General features: G+C 43.4%; 18 protein-coding genes. 7 read left to right on the top strand and 11 right to left on the bottom strand.

Annotation, left to right across the window (positions count from 1 at the left end; translation table 11 throughout):
• Positions 1-38: 38 nt before the first annotated feature.
• Positions 39-1,427: a peptide MFS transporter gene (locus tag R7P69_RS16070; RefSeq protein ID WP_005382097.1), complete on the bottom strand. Its 1,389-nt coding sequence runs from the start codon at positions 1,425-1,427 to the stop codon at positions 39-41.
• Between the two features lie 333 nt (positions 1,428-1,760).
• On the opposite strand from R7P69_RS16070, the gene rfaH reads away from it, so the two are divergent.
• Complete coding sequence (gene rfaH / locus R7P69_RS16065) at positions 1,761-2,261, top strand: transcription/translation regulatory transformer protein RfaH (RefSeq protein ID WP_005382098.1); 501 nt, start codon at positions 1,761-1,763, stop codon at positions 2,259-2,261.
• A 115-nt stretch (positions 2,262-2,376) separates the two neighbouring features.
• Here the strand turns inward: rfaH and asnB are convergent, their stop codons facing one another.
• From asnB to nagA, 4 genes are all read right to left on the bottom strand, one after another.
• On the bottom strand, positions 2,377-4,041 hold the full coding sequence (gene asnB, locus R7P69_RS16060; protein ID WP_137281787.1) for an asparagine synthase B: 1,665 nt from the start codon (positions 4,039-4,041) through the stop codon (positions 2,377-2,379).
• 230 nt (positions 4,042-4,271) lie between these two features.
• Entirely contained in the window at positions 4,272-5,861 is a 1,590-nt protein-coding gene (locus R7P69_RS16055) for a cation:proton antiporter family protein (protein WP_137281788.1), read from the bottom strand.
• 81 nt (positions 5,862-5,942) lie between these two features.
• Complete coding sequence (nagC, locus tag R7P69_RS16050) at positions 5,943-7,157, bottom strand: DNA-binding transcriptional regulator NagC (RefSeq protein ID WP_005382105.1); 1,215 nt, start codon at positions 7,155-7,157, stop codon at positions 5,943-5,945.
• Between the two features lie 2 nt (positions 7,158-7,159).
• A complete protein-coding gene (gene nagA / locus R7P69_RS16045) occupies positions 7,160-8,296 on the bottom strand; it encodes an N-acetylglucosamine-6-phosphate deacetylase (protein ID WP_005382107.1) in 1,137 nt (378 codons plus the stop codon).
• Between the two features lie 489 nt (positions 8,297-8,785).
• On the opposite strand from nagA, the gene nagE reads away from it, so the two are divergent.
• Positions 8,786-10,279, top strand: coding sequence for an N-acetylglucosamine-specific PTS transporter subunit IIBC (nagE, locus tag R7P69_RS16040; protein WP_005384985.1), 1,494 nt, complete (start codon positions 8,786-8,788; stop codon positions 10,277-10,279).
• Between the two features lie 276 nt (positions 10,280-10,555).
• Positions 10,556-12,226, top strand: coding sequence for a glutamine--tRNA ligase (gene glnS, locus R7P69_RS16035; protein ID WP_005382124.1), 1,671 nt, complete (start codon positions 10,556-10,558; stop codon positions 12,224-12,226).
• Between the two features lie 222 nt (positions 12,227-12,448).
• On the opposite strand, the gene fcrX is transcribed toward glnS, so the two are convergent.
• The gene (gene fcrX, locus R7P69_RS16030) at positions 12,449-12,898 is read right to left on the bottom strand and encodes a ferric iron uptake transcriptional regulator FcrX (protein ID WP_005382141.1); all 450 of its coding nucleotides are present in this window, start codon (positions 12,896-12,898) and stop codon (positions 12,449-12,451) included.
• A gap of 200 nt (positions 12,899-13,098) precedes the next feature.
• On the opposite strand from fcrX, the gene R7P69_RS16025 reads away from it, so the two are divergent.
• A complete protein-coding gene (locus R7P69_RS16025) occupies positions 13,099-13,602 on the top strand; it encodes a DUF4442 domain-containing protein (protein WP_005382144.1) in 504 nt (167 codons plus the stop codon).
• A 52-nt stretch (positions 13,603-13,654) separates the two neighbouring features.
• Here R7P69_RS16025 and fldA read toward each other — a convergent pair whose 3' ends face one another.
• The 3 genes from fldA to R7P69_RS16010 form a co-directional block, all read right to left on the bottom strand.
• Positions 13,655-14,188 (bottom strand): flavodoxin FldA, encoded by a 534-nt coding sequence (fldA, locus tag R7P69_RS16020; protein WP_005382146.1) that lies wholly within the window; start codon positions 14,186-14,188, stop codon positions 13,655-13,657.
• 48 nt (positions 14,189-14,236) lie between these two features.
• The gene (locus tag R7P69_RS16015) at positions 14,237-14,458 is read right to left on the bottom strand and encodes a DUF2788 domain-containing protein (protein ID WP_005393038.1); all 222 of its coding nucleotides are present in this window, start codon (positions 14,456-14,458) and stop codon (positions 14,237-14,239) included.
• A 112-nt stretch (positions 14,459-14,570) separates the two neighbouring features.
• Entirely contained in the window at positions 14,571-15,338 is a 768-nt protein-coding gene (locus tag R7P69_RS16010) for an alpha/beta fold hydrolase (protein ID WP_176310840.1), read from the bottom strand.
• 92 nt (positions 15,339-15,430) lie between these two features.
• Between R7P69_RS16010 and seqA the strand changes: the two genes are divergently transcribed.
• Both seqA and pgm read left to right on the top strand, forming a co-directional pair.
• Positions 15,431-15,973: a replication initiation negative regulator SeqA gene (gene seqA, locus R7P69_RS16005; RefSeq protein WP_005382149.1), complete on the top strand. Its 543-nt coding sequence runs from the start codon at positions 15,431-15,433 to the stop codon at positions 15,971-15,973.
• A 92-nt stretch (positions 15,974-16,065) separates the two neighbouring features.
• Positions 16,066-17,712, top strand: coding sequence for a phosphoglucomutase (alpha-D-glucose-1,6-bisphosphate-dependent) (gene pgm, locus R7P69_RS16000; protein WP_238952239.1), 1,647 nt, complete (start codon positions 16,066-16,068; stop codon positions 17,710-17,712).
• Positions 17,713-17,773: 61 nt separating this feature from the next.
• Here pgm and R7P69_RS15995 read toward each other — a convergent pair whose 3' ends face one another.
• Positions 17,774-18,547, bottom strand: a complete 774-nt coding sequence (locus tag R7P69_RS15995; protein WP_238952240.1) for a DUF1853 family protein — start codon at positions 18,545-18,547, stop codon at positions 17,774-17,776.
• Positions 18,548-18,779: 232 nt separating this feature from the next.
• Here R7P69_RS15995 and R7P69_RS15990 point away from each other — a divergent pair, with 232 nt between their 5' ends.
• A complete protein-coding gene (locus R7P69_RS15990) occupies positions 18,780-19,538 on the top strand; it encodes a Nif3-like dinuclear metal center hexameric protein (protein ID WP_005393019.1) in 759 nt (252 codons plus the stop codon).
• Between the two features lie 91 nt (positions 19,539-19,629).
• Here the strand turns inward: R7P69_RS15990 and R7P69_RS15985 are convergent, their stop codons facing one another.
• Positions 19,630-20,919, bottom strand: a complete 1,290-nt coding sequence (locus R7P69_RS15985; protein ID WP_005382163.1) for a citrate synthase — start codon at positions 20,917-20,919, stop codon at positions 19,630-19,632.
• Positions 20,920-21,262: the final 343 nt, after the last annotated feature.

Raw genomic sequence — 21,262 nt, 5'->3', positions numbered from 1 at the left:
GGTCGCAATAGCGACCCTTTCTACGTTTAGTTGAGCGATCAAGCAACTTGTACTTGCTGCTCTTCTACTTGCTCTGCCGTGCTGTGCGTATTTTCAGCGCCATGCATCCAGCGAACGAGTGTATTAGAGAATAGGAGCAAAATTACGCCACTTACGGTTGCGCTGACCGCAATACCACTAAAGATAGCCATAGCGCCTAACTCGCCTACGTGAGAACCCACATAGCCCGCAACATAGTTAGCAATCGCATTACAGCCAAACCATGCACCCATCATAAGTGAAGCTAAGCGAAGCGGTGCTAATTTAGTCACCAATGAAAGACCAATTGGAGATAAACACAGCTCGCCTAATGTGTGGAAGAAGAAAGCGCCGACCAACCATAACATCGATGTTTTTACTGTTGTATCTCCACCTTGTTCTAGCACTGCGCCAACCATACAAAGGAAACCAATCGCTAAGAAAAATAGTGCCATTGCAAATTTCACTGGCGAAGTGGGTTCACGTTTACCCAATTTTACCCAAAGGACAGCCAGAACTGGCGCTAGAGTAATAATGAAAAATGGGTTTAGTGATTGGAACCACGCAGCAGGAACTTCGAAACCACCAATCATGCGATCAGTATATTGTTGAGTGTAGATGTTCATCAGACCACCAGCTTGTTCAAAGCCTGCCCAGAAGACAATAGTGAATAAGCTCATGACCAGAATTACTTTTAGTCGATTCACTTCTTCTTTGGTGAGTGGCTGCTTCGTGGTGGCGTTTTTGTTGTTTAGATCTCGTTTCGCCGCTGGTTCGCGACCAATATCACCAAGCCATGATTGAGCCAGTACCATTTGCATCACTAGGCTAACCAGCATACCCACACCAGCGGCAACAAAGCCAGCTTTCCAACCGTAAGAGGTTGTCACAGAGCCAGAAACGACGCCGGCAAGTAATGCACCTAAGTTGATACCCATATAAAAGATAGTGAATGCGCCGTCACGACGGTTGTCACCTTCTTGATAAAGGTCGCCAACCATGGTTGAGATATTTGGCTTAAAGAGACCGTTACCAGTGATAAGTAGGCCAAGACCTAAATAGAAACTGTGTAGCGAACCAATACCTAAAGCATCAGCAGGAAGTGCAAGAGTAAACTGGCCGATGGCCATTAACGCGCCACCAAGCAAAATTGAGCGACGTTGACCTAAATAGTTATCTGCTAGGTAACCACCGATAAGAGGCGTGATATACACAAGCCCTGTGTATATGCCGTATAGGTCTAATGCGTCTTTGGTTGACCAGCCAAGGCCGCCATTCATTGTTGTATCAGTAAGGTAAAGCACGAGAATGGCACGCATTGCGTAGTAAGAAAAGCGTTCCCACAGTTCTGTACCGAACAATAAGAACAGGCCACGTGGATGACCAAAATATTGATGTTGGTTTGACATAAGCTCTTCTAATAATAGTTATTACATTTTTTAACGACTTCTACGTATACAATGCAATTCAACGAGTGACAAATAATAAAATTTTGCCATTCAACTATTTTTGTTTGTTAAGTGGCTGTTTTTGATTGGATTTGCAGATTATATGATGGTGTATTGGTTGTGTTACAAACTTAATTTCCATTTTTGCCTATGGACTTCTTTATCGTAAGTTGCTGAAAAATGTCGTTAATGCGAGCGATGTATAATCATACTTTTATAGATAAACTGAATATCAATGACTCAACTTTGGCTTAATGCTAGGATAAAAACAAAATAGAATTGGCTAGTAAAAAGATGAAACGTTGGTATCTACTTTATTGTAAACGTGGGGAGCAGGTTAGGGCGAAACAACACCTTGAAAATCAAGGTGTAGAGTGCTTTTATCCAACTGTAGAAGTTGAGAAGATTTTGCGCGGTAAAAGACAAAAAGTCGAGGAACCGCTGTTTCCTTGTTACGTATTCGCTTACTTTGATTATGAGCAAGGGCCAAACTTCACCTCAGTCCGCTCTACTCGAGGTGTTGTTGACTTTGTGCGTTTTGGTGCTCAACCGAAAGAAGTTCAAGGTGACTTGGTCTTCGAATTGATGCAGCTAGAAAAGTGTTGTAATGACAATACCGTTTCTGAATGTATGCCAAAACCAGGCGATCAAATTAGAGTTAAAAGCGGTCAATTTGCGGGCATAGATGCCATCTTCCAAGAACAAGATGGTGAGAAACGCTCAATTATGCTAGTTCAGATGATTACCAAGCGTGTGCCTGTCAGCATAGACAATAGTGATTTAGATTTAAAATAGCCTAATTCCATCAAACATAAAAAGAGGTGCAAAAGCACCTCTTTTTGATCGTATCTAATTTTTTGTCTGTTTTAAAAGGGTTGGACGAACCAACCCTTATCTTTATCGTAGAGAATTAGTATGAGTCGTTGTGAACGGTCTGTACTGCACGACCTGATGGGTCAACACAGTTTTGGAACGATTCATCCCATTCAATCGCCTTCGCTGAAGAACACGCTACTGAAGGGCCTCCTGGTACACACTCTGCTGCTGATGGAAGTGGGAATAACTCTTCAAAGATTTCACGGTACACGTAGCCTTCTTTTGTCGTTGGTGTGTTGTATGGGAATCGATATTGAGCTGTTTCCATCTGCTGGTCTGTCACTTTCTGTTCTGCTACTTCTTTCAGCGTATCGATCCAGCTGTAGCCAACGCCATCAGAGAATTGCTCTTTTTGACGCCATGCGATCGATTCTGGCAGGTAGTGCTCGAAGCACTCACGAAGGATGTGTTTCTCCATTTTACCGTTGCCACACATCTTGTCTGCTGGGTTCAAGCGCATTGCTACATCTATGAACTCTTTATCTAGGAAAGGTACGCGTCCTTCAACTCCCCATGCTGCCAGCGACTTGTTAGCACGAGCACAGTCGAACATGTTCAGAGCAAGCAGTTTACGCACTGTCTCCTCGTGGAACTCTCTCGCGTTTGGCGCCTTGTGGAAGTAAAGGTAGCCACCAAAGATTTCGTCAGCGCCCTCACCAGACAATACCATCTTGATACCCATCGCTTTGATCTTACGACCCATTAAGAACATAGGTGTTGATGCGCGGATAGTCGTCACGTCATACGTTTCAATGTGGTAAATCACGTCACGAATCGCGTCCAAACCTTCTTGAATCGTGTACGTCATTTCGTGGTGAACGGTACCAATTTGGTCGGCAACTTCGCGAGCTGCTTTCAGGTCAGGCGCGCCTTCTAGGCCAACAGCAAAAGAGTGCAGTTGAGGCCACCAAGCTTCAGACTTTTCATCATCTTCAATACGCATCGCTGCAAAGCGTTTTGCTACCGCAGATGTAATAGAAGAATCTAGACCACCTGAAAGAAGCACACCGTAAGGCACGTCAGTCATTAGTTGGCGTTTAACAGCCGCTTCTAGCGCTTCCGTCAATTCTTCTTTGCTAGTGCTGTTACCTTGTACTGCTGCGTACTCGTTCCAGTCACGAACATAGTAACGTGTTGGCTGAGTATCTTTAGAGCTGTAGTAGCTACCAGGAGGGAATTCACTTACTGTTTTACATACTGGAACAAGAGCCTTCATCTCTGATGCCACATAGTAGTTACCATGCTCATCGTGACCTTGATAAAGAGGGATAATACCAATATGGTCACGGCCGACTAAATACTCATCTTTTTCTTCGTCGTAGAGCACAAAAGCGAAAATACCGTTTAGTTCTTCAAGGAGATCTGCACCCATATCTTGGTAAAGTGCAAGAATGACTTCACAGTCTGAATCGGTTTGAAATTCGTACTTTCCTTCGTAACGAGCACGAATTTCTTTATGGTTGTAGATTTCACCATTGACGGCAAGGATGAGCTTCTTATCAGGGCTGTATAGCGGCTGTGCACCACTATTTAGACCAACAATCGCCAAGCGCTCGTGCGCTAAAATAGCACGCTCTGAAGAGTAAATCCCAGACCAGTCTGGGCCACGGTGACGAAGTTTTTTCGACATCTCTAATGCGATAGGGCGCAATGCGGCTGCATCGCTTTTAATGTCTAAAATGCCAAATACTGAACACATACTACATCCTTACTAAACTAAACAATTTCTAATCGGTATGGTTTAAATTTGCCATTACTAATAAAAAAAGCAACGTTTTGTGATTAAAAAAATGATAAAAGGCCTTGTTGTATGGAAAATATTTAACTCAACCGTTGTTTTGGTGAATGAGATCAAGGTTTGGTATAAAAACTATACAAAAAAGGCTTTCTATCAATAGAAAGCCTTTCAAAAAATATCAGTGCTGTTGCTTATTTAATTGGTGCGAATTTAGGCTGAAGTTGTTTACAGACGTGTCGAGCAAAACCGCTACCAGCTTCACTATATATATTGAATGCTGCGTCAACGCCATTTTCAAGTAAGCCTTCCAATTGATCTGGGTATTCGGCGATAGCGGCAATTTGCCCCTTATATTTTCTGCGTTTAAGCTGTTCAAGTGCTGTTTGGTTACCTTGATGATGTGGCATTGCAAGCAGAACCAGTTTTACATGACCTGTATCTAAAATTCGCTCCCAGAAATCCGGGTCGGTGGCATCACCAGAAATAACATTTCTTCCTTCTGAACGATGATGATGTGCAGCGTCTTCACGAATTTCTATACCCAATGAAATTTTGCCATAGCGTGAGCGTAGCTCATCATAAGCGCCCGTCCCAATACGCCCCATACCTAAGATCAATACTTGGGCATGACCTGGGTTGATGAGTTGGTCGCGTTGATTGAGCTTTTCTACCGCTGTCTCTTGCAGCCACTTACCTGAATGTTGATAAATTTTATGGCTAAGGCGGTTAAGTGGCGCGGAAATTACAAAGGATACCGACACCGCAACCGCAATCGCAGCAAGCATATCACTTGGCATCCAGCCCATTTTATAGGCCAACCCAGCAACAATAAGACCAAACTCACTGTAGTTAAATAGTGATAAAGAGGCGAGCAAAGAGGTACGTACTCGAAACTTAAAATGATTAATAGTGACGAAGTACAAGAGTCCTTTGATTGGTAGCAGTAAGATAAATAGCAGGGCGAGAACGACGCCATTCACGCTCAATGAGGCGGATAAACCAATGTTCAAAAAGAAGCAGACTAAAAAGAGCTCCTTCATATTGAATAATGACTTGGATAGTTCTGAGGCTTTTGGGTGACCTGCGAGTAGCATGCCTAAAATTAGCGCGCCCAAGTCTGGTTTCATCCCGACCAACTCGAATAGCCCAGCACCGACAACAAGCGCGAAGAAAATACCGAATAGCACCAGCATTTCGCCGTGGCCAACTTTATCGAGCAGCTTATAGAATAGGGGACGAAGGAAAGGCAGTGCGAACAAACCGATGGCATACCATTCTGGGACTTTTCCGGTTGAAGCAGTCAGGAATACTACGGCAAAAATATCTTGCATAACCAAGATACCGATCGCGAGTGTGCCGTAGGTCGCGTTCATTTCGCCTTTTTCTTGCAATGCTTTTACGGCAAAAACGGTACTAGAGAACGATAGTGCAAAAGCTAAAAGCAGGATTTGGCTGCCGTCCATACTGGCTAGCGAAGTCAAGCCCAGTAGTTTTAAGCCGGATAACGCTAGGGCAAAAAAAGCGGTAGAGAGTATGTTGTGGGCGGTTGCCCCTCCCCATATTTCTTTGGACAGCAGGGTTTTTACATCGAGTTTGAGTCCAATAGTAAACAGAAGAAGAGTAACACCAAGATCTGCGAGAGTGACAATAACGTCATTGCTTTGGTAACCAAATGCATGCAAGCCAAATCCAGCTAGTAGAAAACCAACGAGGGGAGGGAGGCTGCATTTAAGCGCAATAAAACCAGCTAAAAAAGCGGCTGTAATTAGAATAATTTCCATACTGTTGAGCTGTATTCCTGATATACAAAAACGGGCTGTGAAAACACAGCCCGAGATTGTAACTCAATTGGTTGTATAAACTTAGTCTTCCAGTAACTTTTGTAACAAAACTCCGTTTAGCATAGCGCGTTTAATCATCGCAAATGCGCCCATCGTTGGCTGCTTATCAATGTGAGAAGCCACGATAGGGAGGTCGTTATGGAAAGTTTTAAGAGATTGATTCTCTACGTTGCGTTGAATTGCAGGGAAAACAATATCTTGTGCTGCAGTAATATCGCCAGCAATTACAATTTTCTGTGGATTAAATAAGTTAACCGTAATCGCAATCGCTTTACCTAGCTGGTTGCCCACTCGCACTAAACTCTGTTTCGCAAGTTCATCACCATTCATTGCGTGCTGACATACCGCTTCAATTGTGATGTTTTCAAGGTCGGTTAAGCTTGATTCGTATCCTTGAGTAATCAGTTGCTTCACTCGTTGAATAATCGCTGGGTTTGCAGCTACGGTTTCTAAACAGCCAAAGTTTCCACATTGGCATTGCTCACCAAGCGGGTCAATTTGGATATGACCAATTTCACCGACGTTGCGGTTAAAACCAAGAAAAACCTGGCCGTTAACGATAATACCTGCGCCAGTACCGCGGTGGACGCTAACCAAAATAGAATCCTGGCAGTCTTGGCTTGCTCCAAAGTAGTGCTCAGCCAACGCCATGCCACGTACGTCGTTGCCAACAAAGCATGCTGTATTAAACTTCTCTCCAACAATTTCACCGAGAGCAAGATTATCGATATCGGTATTAGGCATGTATTCGACCACGCCAGTTGTTGGGTTAACAAGGCCCGGTAAAGTGATGCCGATAGCGATGAGTTGATCAATTTTGTCTTCGCAACGGCTTACGAAATCTTTTAATAAATCGATAAGTCCTGCGATTAAGTCTGCTTGGTTAGTGTAGTGCAGTTCATGCTGATCTTCTGCCAGCGCGGTACCACCTAAATCGTATAAACTGAACTGTACGTAATCTCGACCTAAGCGAACGGCAATCGAATGAAAAGGTTTGACTTCAGTAGTCAAAGAGATCGCACGACGACCACCAGTTGAAGCTTGTTGGGCGACCTCCTTAATAAGGCCGCGCTCTAAAAGTTGGCGGGTTATTTTGGTAACACTAGCAGGCGCGAGCTGACTCACGTCCGCGACTTGAATACGGGAGATAGGACCTTGCTGATCAATCAGCCTATATACCGCAGCGCTGTTAAGCTGTTTTACTAAATCTACATTACCAATCTGTCCGCCATTCATGCTTAATTTTGCTCGTATTGTCCGTTAACAACCGTCGCTTTTACTTTAAAGTCACGATCGAAAATAGTCAGGTTTGCAACCATCCCTTTTCGAACTCGGCCAAGGCGATCCTCAACACCAATTGCTGTTGCTGGGTATAACGTGGCCATTCGTAGAGCTTCGTCTAAAGCGATCCCCGCGTGCTCAACTGAATTCTGAACTGCTTCAATCATTGTCAAAGCTGAGCCGCCTAGCGTGCCATTTTCATCAACACACTTACCATCTCGGTAATATACTTTCTTACCGACAAAAATAAAGTGATCAATGTTAGCACCTGCTGGAGCTGTGGCATCCGTCACCAAAACAAGCTTTTCACCTTTGATTTTATGAGCAATTCGGATGTTTGCGTAGTCGACGTGAAAACCATCAGCAATAATGCCAGCATATACGTCAGGAGTATCGTAAATTGCACCAACAACTCCTGGTTCACGACCAACCATTGGTGTCATTGCATTAAAGAGGTGTGTAGCAAAAGTAATGCCTGCTTCAAAGCTTTTACGTGCTTCGGCGTAGGTTGCATTTGTGTGGCCAATTGAAACTACGATGCCAACAGCCTTTAATCGCGCAATATGCTCTGGGTCGTTATGCTCAGGTGCTAGTGTTACTTTCGCTACGATATCGGCGTTTGTGCAGATAAGGTCGATCATGCTTTCGTCTGATGGGCGAATAAAATCTACGTTATGGATGCCTTTTTTCGCGACGTTAAGGTAAGGACCTTCGAGGTGTAAACCAAGCGATTGATTTTGATACTTGTTGTGGTACTCACGAGCTGCGGCAATTGCAGTTCGCATATCTTCATCAGATGACGTAATGAGTGTTGGCAGGAAGCTAGTACAGCCAGATTTGAGGTTTGCCTGGTGCATGATTTGCATGGTTTCAGGGGTAATTGCATCGTTTAGCATTACACCGCCACAACCGTTCAACTGCAGATCGATAAAGCCTGGACTTAGATTAGCGCCTGCAAGGTCTTTTAGTTCGATGCTTTGAGGTAGCTCAGAAACCGGCACAATAGATTGAATAAGATCGTTTTCGATGATGACCGCATGATCGGTAAGAACATCACTACCGGTATAAATTTTACAGTTACTTAGCGCGTACATAGTCAGCTAGTCCTTATAGATGAGAATTCAATTTCTATATCGTTATCTAAGTAGAGACTGCTTCAGTCATATGGGTACTTAGTTTGTATCACTGAATTAGATAACGAGTCACATACAGCAAGTCGCGTTTTATCGATGTTATTGTCATAGTAACTAACTGAAAAGTAATAATTGTATGGTTTTTTATGATTCTTTTTCAGAGCAAAGTTACAGTGATTTACCCGCCTAGATACCAAAATAACACTGATTCTGCCTTGCATAAAGTGCGAGAATATTATCTTTAAAACGCCATTTTTTCGTATAATAAAATAAGTTTTATGATCTCGCTAGCAAAAACCTTCCGAAAGGGCAAATTGTGGTGATTATGATCACAAACGGTGAGCTTTTAATTTGCGGAGCAAAATTAATATCATAAACTTAGGATGACTAAATTGGACGGCTGAAATAAGTCATTCAACATAACATCTAATCCTATAGGGGGAACTTAAGGTGAACATTCTCGGATACTTCCAGAAGGTGGGTAAGGCGCTTATGGTGCCGGTTGCCACACTTCCTGCAGCAGCAATACTCATGGGTATTGGCTACTGGATCGACCCAAATGGCTGGGGCGCAAACAGTGCACTTGCTGCATTTCTTATTAAAGCTGGTGCAGCGATCATTGACAACATGTCAGTATTGTTCGCTGTTGGTGTTGCTTACGGAATGTCTAAAGACAAAGATGGCGCCGCTGCACTTTCAGGCTTCGTGGGCTTCTTAGTTGTCACAACGCTTTTGGCCCCTGGTGCAGTATCACAAATTCAAGGCATTGACCCAAGTGAAGTACCTGCTGCATTTGGTAAAATCAATAACCAGTTCGTAGGTATCTTGGTTGGTATTGTTTCTGCTGAGTTGTACAACCGTTTTTCTCACGTAGAGCTGCACAAAGCACTGGCGTTTTTCTCTGGTAAGCGTCTTGTACCTATCCTAACGTCTTTTGCTGGTATCGTTATTGCGTTCATCCTGATGTACGTTTGGCCATCAGTTTACGGCGGTCTGGTCAGTTTTGGCGAAAGCATTCAAGGTATGGGTGAAGCAGGTGCAGGTGTTTATGCATTCTTCAACCGTCTTCTAATTCCTGTTGGTCTGCACCATGCACTAAACTCAGTGTTCTGGTTTGATGTTGCTGGTATTAATGACATTCCAAACTTCCTTGGCGGTGCGAAATCATTAGCTGAAGGCACGGCAACGGTAGGTGTTACGGGGATGTACCAAGCGGGCTTCTTCCCAATCATGATGTTTGGTTTACCAGGCGCTGCTCTAGCGATGTACCATACTGCGAAATCAAAGAATAAAGAGAAAGTGGCATCTATCATGATTGCGGCTGCGTTTGCTTCATTCTTTACAGGTGTAACAGAACCACTTGAATTTGCATTCATGTTCCTTGCTCCAGGACTGTACGTTCTTCACGCAGCGCTGACTGGTCTATCAGTTTATATCGCGGCATCAATGCAGTGGATTGCAGGTTTCGGTTTCTCTGCTGGTTTAGTCGACTTAGTATTGTCGACTCGTAACCCGCTAGCGGTAAACTGGTACATGCTCATTGTACAAGGTCTTGGTTTCTTTGCGGTTTACTACTTCGTGTTCCGTACCGTGATTGTTAAGTTTGGCCTTAAAACACCGGGACGTGAAGATGATGAAGAAGCTTCATCTAACGTGGCTGGATCAAGCAATTCTTCAGAGCTTGCTCGTCAGTACTTGAAAGCACTTGGCGGTCATGACAACCTAAGTTCTATCGATGCCTGTATTACTCGTTTGCGCCTTTCTGTGAAAGATATGAGCGTTATCAATGAGAAAACTCTGAAAGATCTTGGAGCTATGGGAGTTGTGAAGCTAGGTACAAACAACCTACAAGTTATCCTTGGTCCACTAGCAGAGATTGTTGCTGGTGAGATGAAGAATGTATCTAAAGATGAAGACTTAAGTGGTGTTCAGTTACCAGCTTAACTGTTTAATAGTGGTGCGATTGTTTGTTATTGGTATTGCAAACAATTGATACTACAACATCGCAAAAGGCCTCCGCAGGAGGCCTTTTTTCGTTTAGGCCCTTTGAATCTGCTTTGCTTTCACGCCAACTCAATAAATATTGTCGTTTTAGAGCGAGTTCTTGTTGTCTAATTGCTTAGAATTGTGGATCATTAGGAACAATGTACTCTGTGAAACCATACTTGGATACAGGGTTCCGTTTTCTCTGACAATACTAATATTTTTGAGGTGCTATAGATGAGTGAAGCTGATGCTCGTCCATCAAACTTTATTCGCCAGATCATTGATAAAGATCTAGCGGATGGTAAACACACTAGCGTGCATACTCGATTCCCGCCGGAGCCAAATGGCTACCTGCATATCGGTCATGCTAAGTCTATCTGTTTGAACTTCGGTATTGCTCAGGACTACCAGGGTCAATGTAATCTGCGTTTCGACGATACAAACCCTGAAAAAGAAGACATCGAATACGTTGAGTCTATCAAGAAAGATGTAAACTGGTTGGGCTTTGAGTGGAGTGGTGAAGTATGTTACTCATCAAACTACTTCGATAAGCTTTACGAATATGCAATTGAATTGATTAACAAAGGCTTAGCGTACGTAGATGAGCTAAGTCCAGAGCAAATTCGTGAATACCGCGGCACACTAAAGGCGCCAGGTAAACCAAGTCCATACCGTGACCGTTCTGTTGAAGAGAACTTGGCGTTGTTTGAAAAAATGCGCGCTGGTGAATTTGAAGAAGGTAAAGCGTGTCTTCGTGCTAAAATCGACATGGGTTCTTCATTCATGGTCATGCGCGATCCAGTTTTATACCGTGTGCGTTTTGCTACGCACCACCAAACTGGTGATAAGTGGTGCATTTACCCAATGTACGACTTTACGCACTGTATTTCTGATGCATTAGAAGGCATTACGCACTCTATTTGTACGCTTGAATTCATGGATAACCGTCGTCTGTACGATTGGGTTCTAGACAACATCACGATCGAAAGCCGTCCACATCAATACGAGTTCAGTCGTTTAAACCTTGAATACACAGTGATGTCTAAGCGTAAGCTTAACCAGCTAGTTACTGAAAAACTGGTTAATGGTTGGGATGATCCACGTATGCCGACTGTCTCAGGTCTGCGTCGTCGTGGCTTCACACCTGCATCTATTCGTGAGTTTTGTAAGCGTATTGGTGTAACGAAGCAAGAAAATATGATCGAGTTTAGTTCATTAGAATCTTGTATTCGTGATGACCTAAACGAGAACGCTCCGCGTGCAATGGCTGTACTGGATCCTGTTAAAGTTGTTATCGAAAACTTTGAAGCAGGCGCAGTAGAAAACTTGACAGTTGCCAACCACCCAAATAAACCTGAAATGGGCGTGCGTGAAGTGCCATTCACGCGTGAATTGTGGATTGAGCGTGAAGACTTCCGTGAAGAAGCGAACAAAAAGTACAAGCGTTTAGTGCTAGGTAAAGAAGTTCGTTTACGTGGTGCTTACGTGATCAAAGCTGAGCGCGTTGAAAAAGATGCCGAAGGCAACATCACAACGATCTTCTGTTCTTACGATGCAGATACGCTAGGTAAAAACCCAGCAGATGGTCGTAAAGTGAAAGGCGTTATTCATTGGGTGTCAGCTGATAAAGCTCTTCCAGCGGAAATTCGTCTGTACGATCGTTTATTTACGGTGCCAAACCCAGGCGCAGCGGAAGATTTTGCTTCTACTATCAACCCTGAATCATTAGTTGTGATCAATGGCTTCGTCGAGCCTAGCCTAGCTTCTGCAGAAGCAGAAAAAGGTTACCAGTTTGAACGTATGGGTTACTTCTGTGCAGACTCGAAAGACTCTTCAGCAGATAATCTAGTATTCAACCGCACGGTTGGTCTACGTGATACCTGGGCAAAAATTGAGAATCAATAATCTCAATTAATGCTGAGAACGATGAAAAAATGCCAGCAAACGCTGGCATTTTTTATACCTAATCCCACAGAGTGCTATATAGATGTGCAAAACTGTGGAGAAAAAAGATGGGTGTTTAGTAGCTTTTGTTCTGTAACCAAAGTACTGACGTCTAAGGTACTGACTTCTAGAAACAAAAAACGCCAGCATGTGCTGACGTTTACTTTTTAAATTAACAAACCCTTATTTTTTCGGTTTGTGTGCATCTGGATTGTCTTTACAACCACCATCGCTACACTTGCCGTACAAGTATAAGCTGTGGTTTGTTAGTGTGACATTGTACTTAGCTGCAATCTCTTTTTGACGTTCTTCAATAAGATCGTCAGAAAATTCAATTACCTCACCACAGTCTAGGCACACTAGGTGGTCGTGGTGATGTTGAGTCGATAATTCGAAGACTGACTTTCCACCTTCAAAGTGGTGACGAGTTACAATACCAGCATCGTCGAACTGGTTTAGAACTCGGTAAACAGTTGCTAGGCCAATTTCTTCACCTAGATCAATCAACTTTTTGTACAAATCTTCAGCACTGATGTGCTGGCAGTCTGGCTGCTGAAGTACTTCTAGAATTTTTAGCCTCGGAAGGGTTACTTTTAAACCCGCATCCTTCAGCGCCTGATTATTATCTGACATATACTTTCCCGTTGGATCATCTGCAGCGATTTAACAGAATTCAATCTTCCTACCATTATAGGATAAGCGTTCGGAACATTAAACCACGAACTTCAAAGGGTTAATAGAATCTTTTTGTAAATTAGAAACAGGTCCATTATATTACAGCTCTGACCAGTTACAATTGTGTAACATTAAGCTTGGAGAGGGCAGGGATAGCGATGAATAGGCGACTAGCGAAGATATACAAACCAGGAATTGTAAAGTTCGCACTCAATATTTGGCCTCCTTTTTGGGGGGCGGGTATTAAAATCTTACATATTTCTCAAGACTTCCGTACTGTAAAGGTACGTTTAAAGCTTCGCTGGTGGAATAAAAATGCCAATCGCACCCAATATGGCGGCAGTATTTTCTCTTTAACTGATCCTATTTACTCGTTGATGCTGATGGGGATTCTACGAGAGGAATATTATGTGTGGGATAAAGAGGCAAGCATTAACTTTATTAAGCCGGGGCAAAGTGATTTGTTTGCAGAATTTGAGGTCACTGAAGGGATGCTGGAAAACATTTATCAAATGACACGGAATGGAGAAAAGTGCTTTCCTGAGTTTATTACTCATGTAAAAGATAAACAGGGGAATGTGGTTTCAGAGGTTCAACGCAAGCTTTATGTAAGAAAGAAACCTCAGTATCGCGAAGAGGAAGTACTTACCGATGCTGTGTGACAATACATACAAAAAGACCTCCAAGTGGAGGTCTTTGTATCATTCAATTTGATTAGCCTTCTAGCTCAGCTAAACACATCTCTTCATAGATCTGTTTAACCCAGCTTTCAACACGCTCGTCAGTCAATTCTGGTTGGCGGTCTTCATCAATACATAGACCTACGAATTGGCTTTCGTCACCTTCAACAAGTGCTTTAGACGCTTCAAATTCGTAGCCTTCTGTCGAGGTATGGCCAAGAATTGTGCCGCCTTTAGATTCAACGATATCACGGACTGTGCCCATCGCGTCACAGAAGTATTCTGCGTAGTCTTCTTGGTCGCCACAGCCAAAGATAGCCACTAGCTTAGTAGAGAAGTCGATTTGCTCAAGCTCAGGGAAGAAGTCATCCCAATCACATTGTGCTTCGCCGTAGTACCAAGTTGGGATACCTAGAAGAAGAAGATCGAAGTTATCAATGTCTTCTTTGCTGCTTTTCGCGATGTCTTGAACGTGAACTAGATGTTTACCTAGTTGCTTTTGAATCATCTTTGCAACGGCTTCAGTATTACCTGTGTCGCTACCGAAGAAGATACCTACACTTGCCATAGAGTCTATACCTTTACATTGTTTGTTATTGGCGATGCTACTAAGGGTTTAACCTAACCCTGAGCCTTCCCAAGTTAGCTGAATTACACCTTTTGCAATAAAGCCAGCACAGCCTAGGAAAAGGACTAACCACACAATACGACGACCAAAAACAGGTACATTGCCTTGCTTTAGCACATCTTTTATCGCCATCCCGATGAAAAAAAAGATAGCAGCAAAAAGAAGATCGAGTCCAATAGACTCGAGCATATCCATATAGTCGTAAAGCATTTTAGCCCTTCATGCCGAAAAATCTTGGGCGCACTATACCACTGTTAAACGGTAAAGTTAATGCACTACAAGAAGGGTTATTTCAATAATCTAGTGTTGCTTTTCGAATTTGTTAACTCGAAATGTATTTTCGAATGACTCTCATTACTTCTGTCGGTTTCTCGGCGTGTAACCAGTGACCAGTGCCAGAGATAATGTGTGCTTTAGCATGGTTAAATTGTCGTTTCACTGCCGGCTGATGTTCTGGCATTAAGTAGTCAGAGTCGCCGCCTTTGATAAATAAAGTTGGGATATCTGTTGGTGTGATTTCTTGCCAGCCAATAATTTGGTCATAATTCTCAAAAAGGCTCGGTACGTTAAACCGCCAATCCATCTTATCGCCATTTTTGTACAGTGATTTAGAGAGAAATTGTCTTACACCATCGAGTTCAATATGTTGAGCTAGGATATCCATGGCTTGCTGTCGATTTGCTGGTTTTTCATTAATAACAGCATGTAAGCCGTTAAAAACATTATCGTGGCGGTTCGTAGTGTAGGCTACAGGCGCCATGTCGAGAACGACTAACTGCTTGACTACATTTGGAGCAATGTCCACAAGAGCCATCGCGACTTTTCCGCCCATGGAGTGACCAATAACAATAGATGGCTCAACGTTTAAGTGCTGAAGGAGCTGAGCCACATCTTTTGCCATATCGGTATAGTTATGGACTTCGGAGTGGAAAGAGAGGCCGTGATTTCTCAGATCAATACTGATCACCGTGTGATCTTTAATAAGATCGCGGGCGAGTAGACCCAGATTACTTAAACTACCAAACAATCCGTGAATCAAAACAACTGTTTGGCCTTGGCCTTCCTGCTTATAGTTGAGTAATGCTGACATTTTATCTTATTCGTGATGGGTTTAACGTGGAGTATCCGCGTGGATCTCGTTATAATCCCCCAGAGTTTAAACATTGAGAATGTGAAAAGCGAATGAAAACAATTGAGGTTGATGAGGATCTATACCGTTATATAGCTAGTCAAACTAAGCATATCGGTGAAAGCGCCTCGGATATTTTGCGACGCCTTTTAAACCTTGATGGTCAGTTGCAGGAAGCTAAAGCCGCGCCTGTAGTAGAGAAGCCACAAGGGATTGTAGTAAGTAAAGATGCGGGTAAAACGGAATCTGTTGATGTAGTGAAAGAAATGCGTTCGCTGCTTATTTCTGATGAGTTTGCCGGTCTAAAAAAAGCGATTGATCGCTTTATGTTGGTATTATCGACCTTACATAAATTGAATCCAGAAGGTTTCGCCCAGGCTACGAATGTAAAAGGACGCAAACGCGTGTACTTTGCAGACAATGAAGAAACCTTGCTAGCAAACGGTAATACGACCAAGCCAAAAGCCATTCCTGGCACACCGTTTTGGGTTATCACGAATAACAATACAAGTCGTAAAAGACAGATGGTTGAACAAGTGATGGCACACATGGGGTTCCAACCTGACTTAATAGAAAAAGTAACAGGTTCAATCTAAGAAACCTGATAGAAGCCTCATAATGCGTCGCAGTGAGCGGATATTATGAGGCTTTTTTAATTTTATTTGTATTGAAAGAAAGGATGTCAAACATGGCTATGCACCCTCGTGCTGGGCAAAAAGCGCAGCAGGAAGATCTTCACAATATCCCAGCACTCGTTGCTAACTACTTCTTACTTCAACCAGACGCGGCAAACGCAGAACACAAAGTTCAATTTGGTACTTCTGGCCACCGCGGTACTGCAGACAAGCACACTTTTAACGAAAACCACATTTTAGCGATCGCTCAAGCGGTAGCAGAAGTTCGTGCTGAGCAAGGCACAATTGGCCCGTTGTTTGTGGGTAAAGACACGCATGCGCTATCTGAGCCTGCTTTCTCAAGTGTGATTGAAGTACTGATTGCAAACGGTGTGAAAGTGATTGTCCAACAAGACAACGGTTACACGCCAACACCGGGTATTTCACACGCGATTCTGACTTACAACATCAAACACGATGAAAAAGCAGACGGTATCGTTATTACCCCATCACATAACCCACCACAAGACGGCGGTATCAAATACAATCCGACACATGGTGGTCCTGCAGAAGCTGAGTTGACTCAAGCTATCGAAGATCGTGCGAACGAATTGATTGCTGAAGGTTTACAAGGTGTTAAACGCCTACCACTAGCAGAAGCAAAAGCATCGGATCTGTTTGTAGAGATGGACTTGGTGAAGCCATACATTGATGACCTGGTGAACGTTATCGATATGGAAGCAATCCAAAAAGCGAACCTGAAGATTGGTGTAGATCCATTGGGTGGCAGCGGTATTGATTACTGGCGTCAAATTGGTCAGGCATACAACCTAGACCTAACGCTAGTAAGTGAATCGATCGATCCTTCTTTCCAATTCATGTCGCTAGATAAAGACGGCGTTGTGCGTATGGACTGTTCTTCTCCTTACGCAATGGCGGGTCTATTGGCACTGAAAGACGAATACGATTTAGCATTTGGTAACGATCCTGACTACGACCGTCACGGTATCGTTACGCCAAAAGGTTTGATGAACCCGAACCACTTCTTAGCCGTTTGTATTGACTACTTGTACCGTCATCGTGACGAGTGGGGTAAAGACGTCGCTGTTGGTAAAACACTAGTTTCAAGTGCGCTGATTGACCGTGTTGTTGCGGATCTAGGTCGTGAGCTATGTGAAGTGCCTGTTGGTTTCAAATGGTTTGTAGGCGGTCTGTACACTGGTAAGTTTGGTTTCGGCGGCGAAGAAAGTGCTGGTGCGTCTTTCCTTCGTAAAGATGGCACGCCTTGGTCAACAGACAAAGATGGCATCTTGCTATGCCTTCTAGCAGCAGAGATCACTGCGGTAACGGGTAAGAACCCTCAAGATTACTATGAAGAGCTAGCGGCGAAGCACGGTGAGTCGAAGTACAACCGTATTCAAGCTGTAGCAAATGGCCCACAAAAAGACGTATTGAAGAAGTTGTCACCAGAAATGGTTGCGGCTGAAACTCTAGCAGGTGATGCGATCACTGCTCGTCTAACGCATGCACCAGGCAATGGTGCTGCGATTGGCGGCCTTAAAGTAACGACAGCTAACGGTTGGTTCGCTGCTCGTCCATCAGGCACAGAGGACATCTACAAGATTTACTGTGAAAGCTTCAAAGGTGAAGAACATCTGAAACAAATCGAAGCTGAAGCACAAGAGATCGTTAATCAAGTGTTTGCAGCCGCTGGTTTGTAAAACATCCAATGGTCAATGTATCTAGCAAAGGGTTGATGTGAAAACATCAACCCTTTCATGTTTAAGTGCCCCGAACCGCTTTATCTCCGGGCCATGAATCTGGTACCACAAACCAGAATTGACCGTCCTCCGTTTGTGCATGTACAAATCGGTCTGAAGGCTTTTCAATGGGTCGAGATAAATCGTCCGTACCAATCGCCCAGCATGGTTTGTGTAAATGATAAAGTGGCTTACCGATTAACTCCCATTGGCTCTGGTAGCACCAGTAACCACTAATCTGACTTGGATTTAGTTCATAACCCAAGCACTCGCTAGGAGTTGGCTCTGGAGTAAACGGATTAATATAGAGTCGTCCTTGCATCAATAGATGCTCTTGTGGGGCGTCGTTTAACGGAATTATTTTTTGAAATTCCGGGCGATCGCTCATTTTCAATTGATGAGTAAGCATTCTATTCAGTTTTGTATGCAGCTGGTCGTGAGCATTCGGACCATACCAAACGCCGTTATAAAGAAGATAAAACTTAATCGCCACTTCCCAGTGTTCTATTTGATTTGATTCTGTATTCCGCAACACCAAATCTATAGCACCAATGGTCTTACCTTCGATGTCGTTTAACTGAACCTCTTCCGCGATAACCTGATATCGTTCTGAACTAGAGAGAACTGCAGTGCATAAGTGCTGATATAAAAAGCCCAATCTTGGATTACCATTGTATTGCTCAGTGTTCTTTAAAGGCGTTACCGTAAGATCCTCTAAGGTTGCAAACGGAGAGCGTAACTTGAAAAGAGGAGGTGAAGTGGCGATCCATTGGTAAAAGCGTTGCAGTTGGTTCATCCGTATCCCTAAATGTATGGTGAGGCGACAAGCTTTGTTATTGTAACTAAATTTGCTTTTGAGGGTAGGGTGGCTAGCATCGATATTAGGGTTCGAGATACACTTTAAATACCTAAATGATATCAAGGTGCCAGATGTCAAAACGTTGTTGTATCAACTAGGTTGCACACTCTCGGTCTGATTTCATCGAGAGGTTATTTAGGTTTACATGCGCTAGAAATTGGAAGTAATAATGAATAACTTAAAGCTAGAACAGATTCTTAATGACAAACTGTCACCGCAGTTAATTAAAGATTACGCACCAAACGGGTTACAGGTAGAAGGGACGCCAGCCGTAAAGCGTATTATCACTGGCGTAACTGCCTCCCAAGCCTTAATCGATAAAGCGATTGAGCTTAATGCAGACGCATTACTCGTTCATCACGGTTATTTTTGGAAAGGTGAACCTGAGCCAATTCGTGGTATGAAAGGTAAACGAATTCGTAGTCTGATCAAAAACGATATCAACTTATATGGTTATCACCTTCCTCTGGATATTCACCCAGAGCTAGGCAACAACGCCGAATTAGCTCGCTTACTTGAAATCGAAGTAGAAGGTGGACTTGAAGGACATCCTCAATCAGTAGCCATGTTTGGACGCTTGAAAAAACCGATGTCTGGTGCTGAGTTTGCGAGCAAGATCAATCAAGTTCTTGATAGAGAGCCTCTGCATATCGCTCCAGAGAATACCGATAAGATGATTGAGACAGTCGGCTGGTGCACTGGTGGAGGGCAGGATTTCATTGAACTTGCTGTACAGCACGGGCTGGATGCATTTATCTCTGGAGAAATTTCAGAGCGCACCACTTATACCGCTCGTGAAATGGACATTCATTACTTTGCTGCAGGTCATCATGCTACTGAGCGTTATGGTGTTCAGGCCTTAGGCAAATGGCTAGCGGATGAATACGGCCTACATGTGGAGTTTATCGATATTGATAATCCGGTTTAACGTTCGCTATTAGTAACGTTAAGCGCTGAAAAGGAAAAGGGTTGAGACGAAAATCTCAACCCTTTTGTTTGTCTATCTTCGTACTAAAAGATCATTCACGTTCGTGAAGTGGAGAAAACTCACGTTGTGTTTCGCCAGTGTATAGCTGACGAGGACGACCGATGCGGTTCAGTGGATCGCTGTGCATTTCGTTCCAGTGAGCAATCCAGCCGATGGTACGAGAAATCGCGAAGATAACCGTAAACATAGAAACTGGAATACCAATCGCTTTAAGAATGATACCTGAGTAGAAGTCTACGTTCGGGTACAGCTTCTTAGACACGAAGTACTCATCAGAAAGCGCAATGCGCTCAAGTTCCATTGCAACGTCTAGCAGAGGATCTTGAATGTTTAGCTCTTTGAGAACTTCATGACACGTTTCGCGCATTACTGTCGCACGTGGGTCGTAGTTCTTGTAAACGCGGTGACCAAAGCCCATTAAGCGGAATGGGTCATCTTTGTCTTTCGCGCGGTCTACATATTCAGGGATGTTATCGACGCTGCCAATCTCTTCTAGCATTCTCAAGCAGGCTTCGTTTGCACCACCGTGAGCAGGTCCCCAAAGGGATGCAATGCCAGCGGCAATACATGCAAATGGGTTCGCACCAGAAGAGCCAGCTAGGCGTACAGTTGATGTCGACGCATTCTGTTCATGATCCGCGTGTAGAGTGAAAATCTTATCCATCGCACGGGCAACTACAGGATTTACTTCATACTCTTCGCAAGGGTTTGCGAACATCATATGCAAGAAGTTCTCAGCGTAGCTAAGGTCGTTACGAGGGTAAATAAATGGCTGACCGATAGAGTATTTGTAACACATCGCCGCCAGTGTTGGCATTTTTGACAGCAGACGGTACGCTGCAATTTCGCGGTGTTCGTCGTTGTTAATGTCAAGAGAGTCGTGATAGAAGGCTGCAAGTGCTCCAACTACACCACACATTACCGCCATTGGATGAGCATCGCGTCGGAAGCCATGGAAAAAGCTTGCGATTTGCTCGTGCACCATTGTGTGACGAGTAACGGTCGTTTTGAATTGCTCGTATTGTTCTCGGGTAGGGGCTTCACCATAAAGAAGGATGTAACATACTTCTAAGTAATCTGCGTTATTGGCTAATTGATCAATCGGGAAACCGCGGTGCAAAAGAATACCTTTGCCGCCATCGATGTACGTGATTGATGATTCACAAGATGCAGTGGCAAGAAAACCTGGGTCAAAAGTAAAGTAACCATTGGCTCCCAGCTTACGAACGTCAATTACAGGTGTACCTAGCGTACCGTCCATAATTGGCAGTTCGATTGGCGCTTGACCTTCAACATGAAGGGTCGCTTTCTTATCCGCCATAACAATCTCCTTTGTTTATTATTTAATCCGTCCAGGATGTTTATGTGCCATTTTTGTACTGTTGTTAAAGCTTAAAGTCAATTTTTCTCCATCTTTGTGTGCACTTGTTATGATTTTTCTCATGAAAATCGTTAAAAATCTGTTCTATGTAGCATAATTTGTTACACCAATTGTATTAGAATGTTGCTCGCCGTATATTGGCAAAGAAAATTTTAGTTAAATCCTTATAAATTCGGGGCTAGAAACAAAGAGTGAGGTTTGTTGCTGGATTCCGTTTGTTAACAAATTGTTTACAATTATCTGGGTGGTTACTCGCGATATTTGTTAAATAGATGTTAACTTT

This window comes from Vibrio sp. 661, assembly GCF_033339315.1.
GTDB lineage: Bacteria > Pseudomonadota > Gammaproteobacteria > Enterobacterales > Vibrionaceae > Vibrio > Vibrio alginolyticus.
Note: the sequence above shows the minus strand (reverse complement) of the source record. Positions and strands in the feature narration are given on the sequence as shown.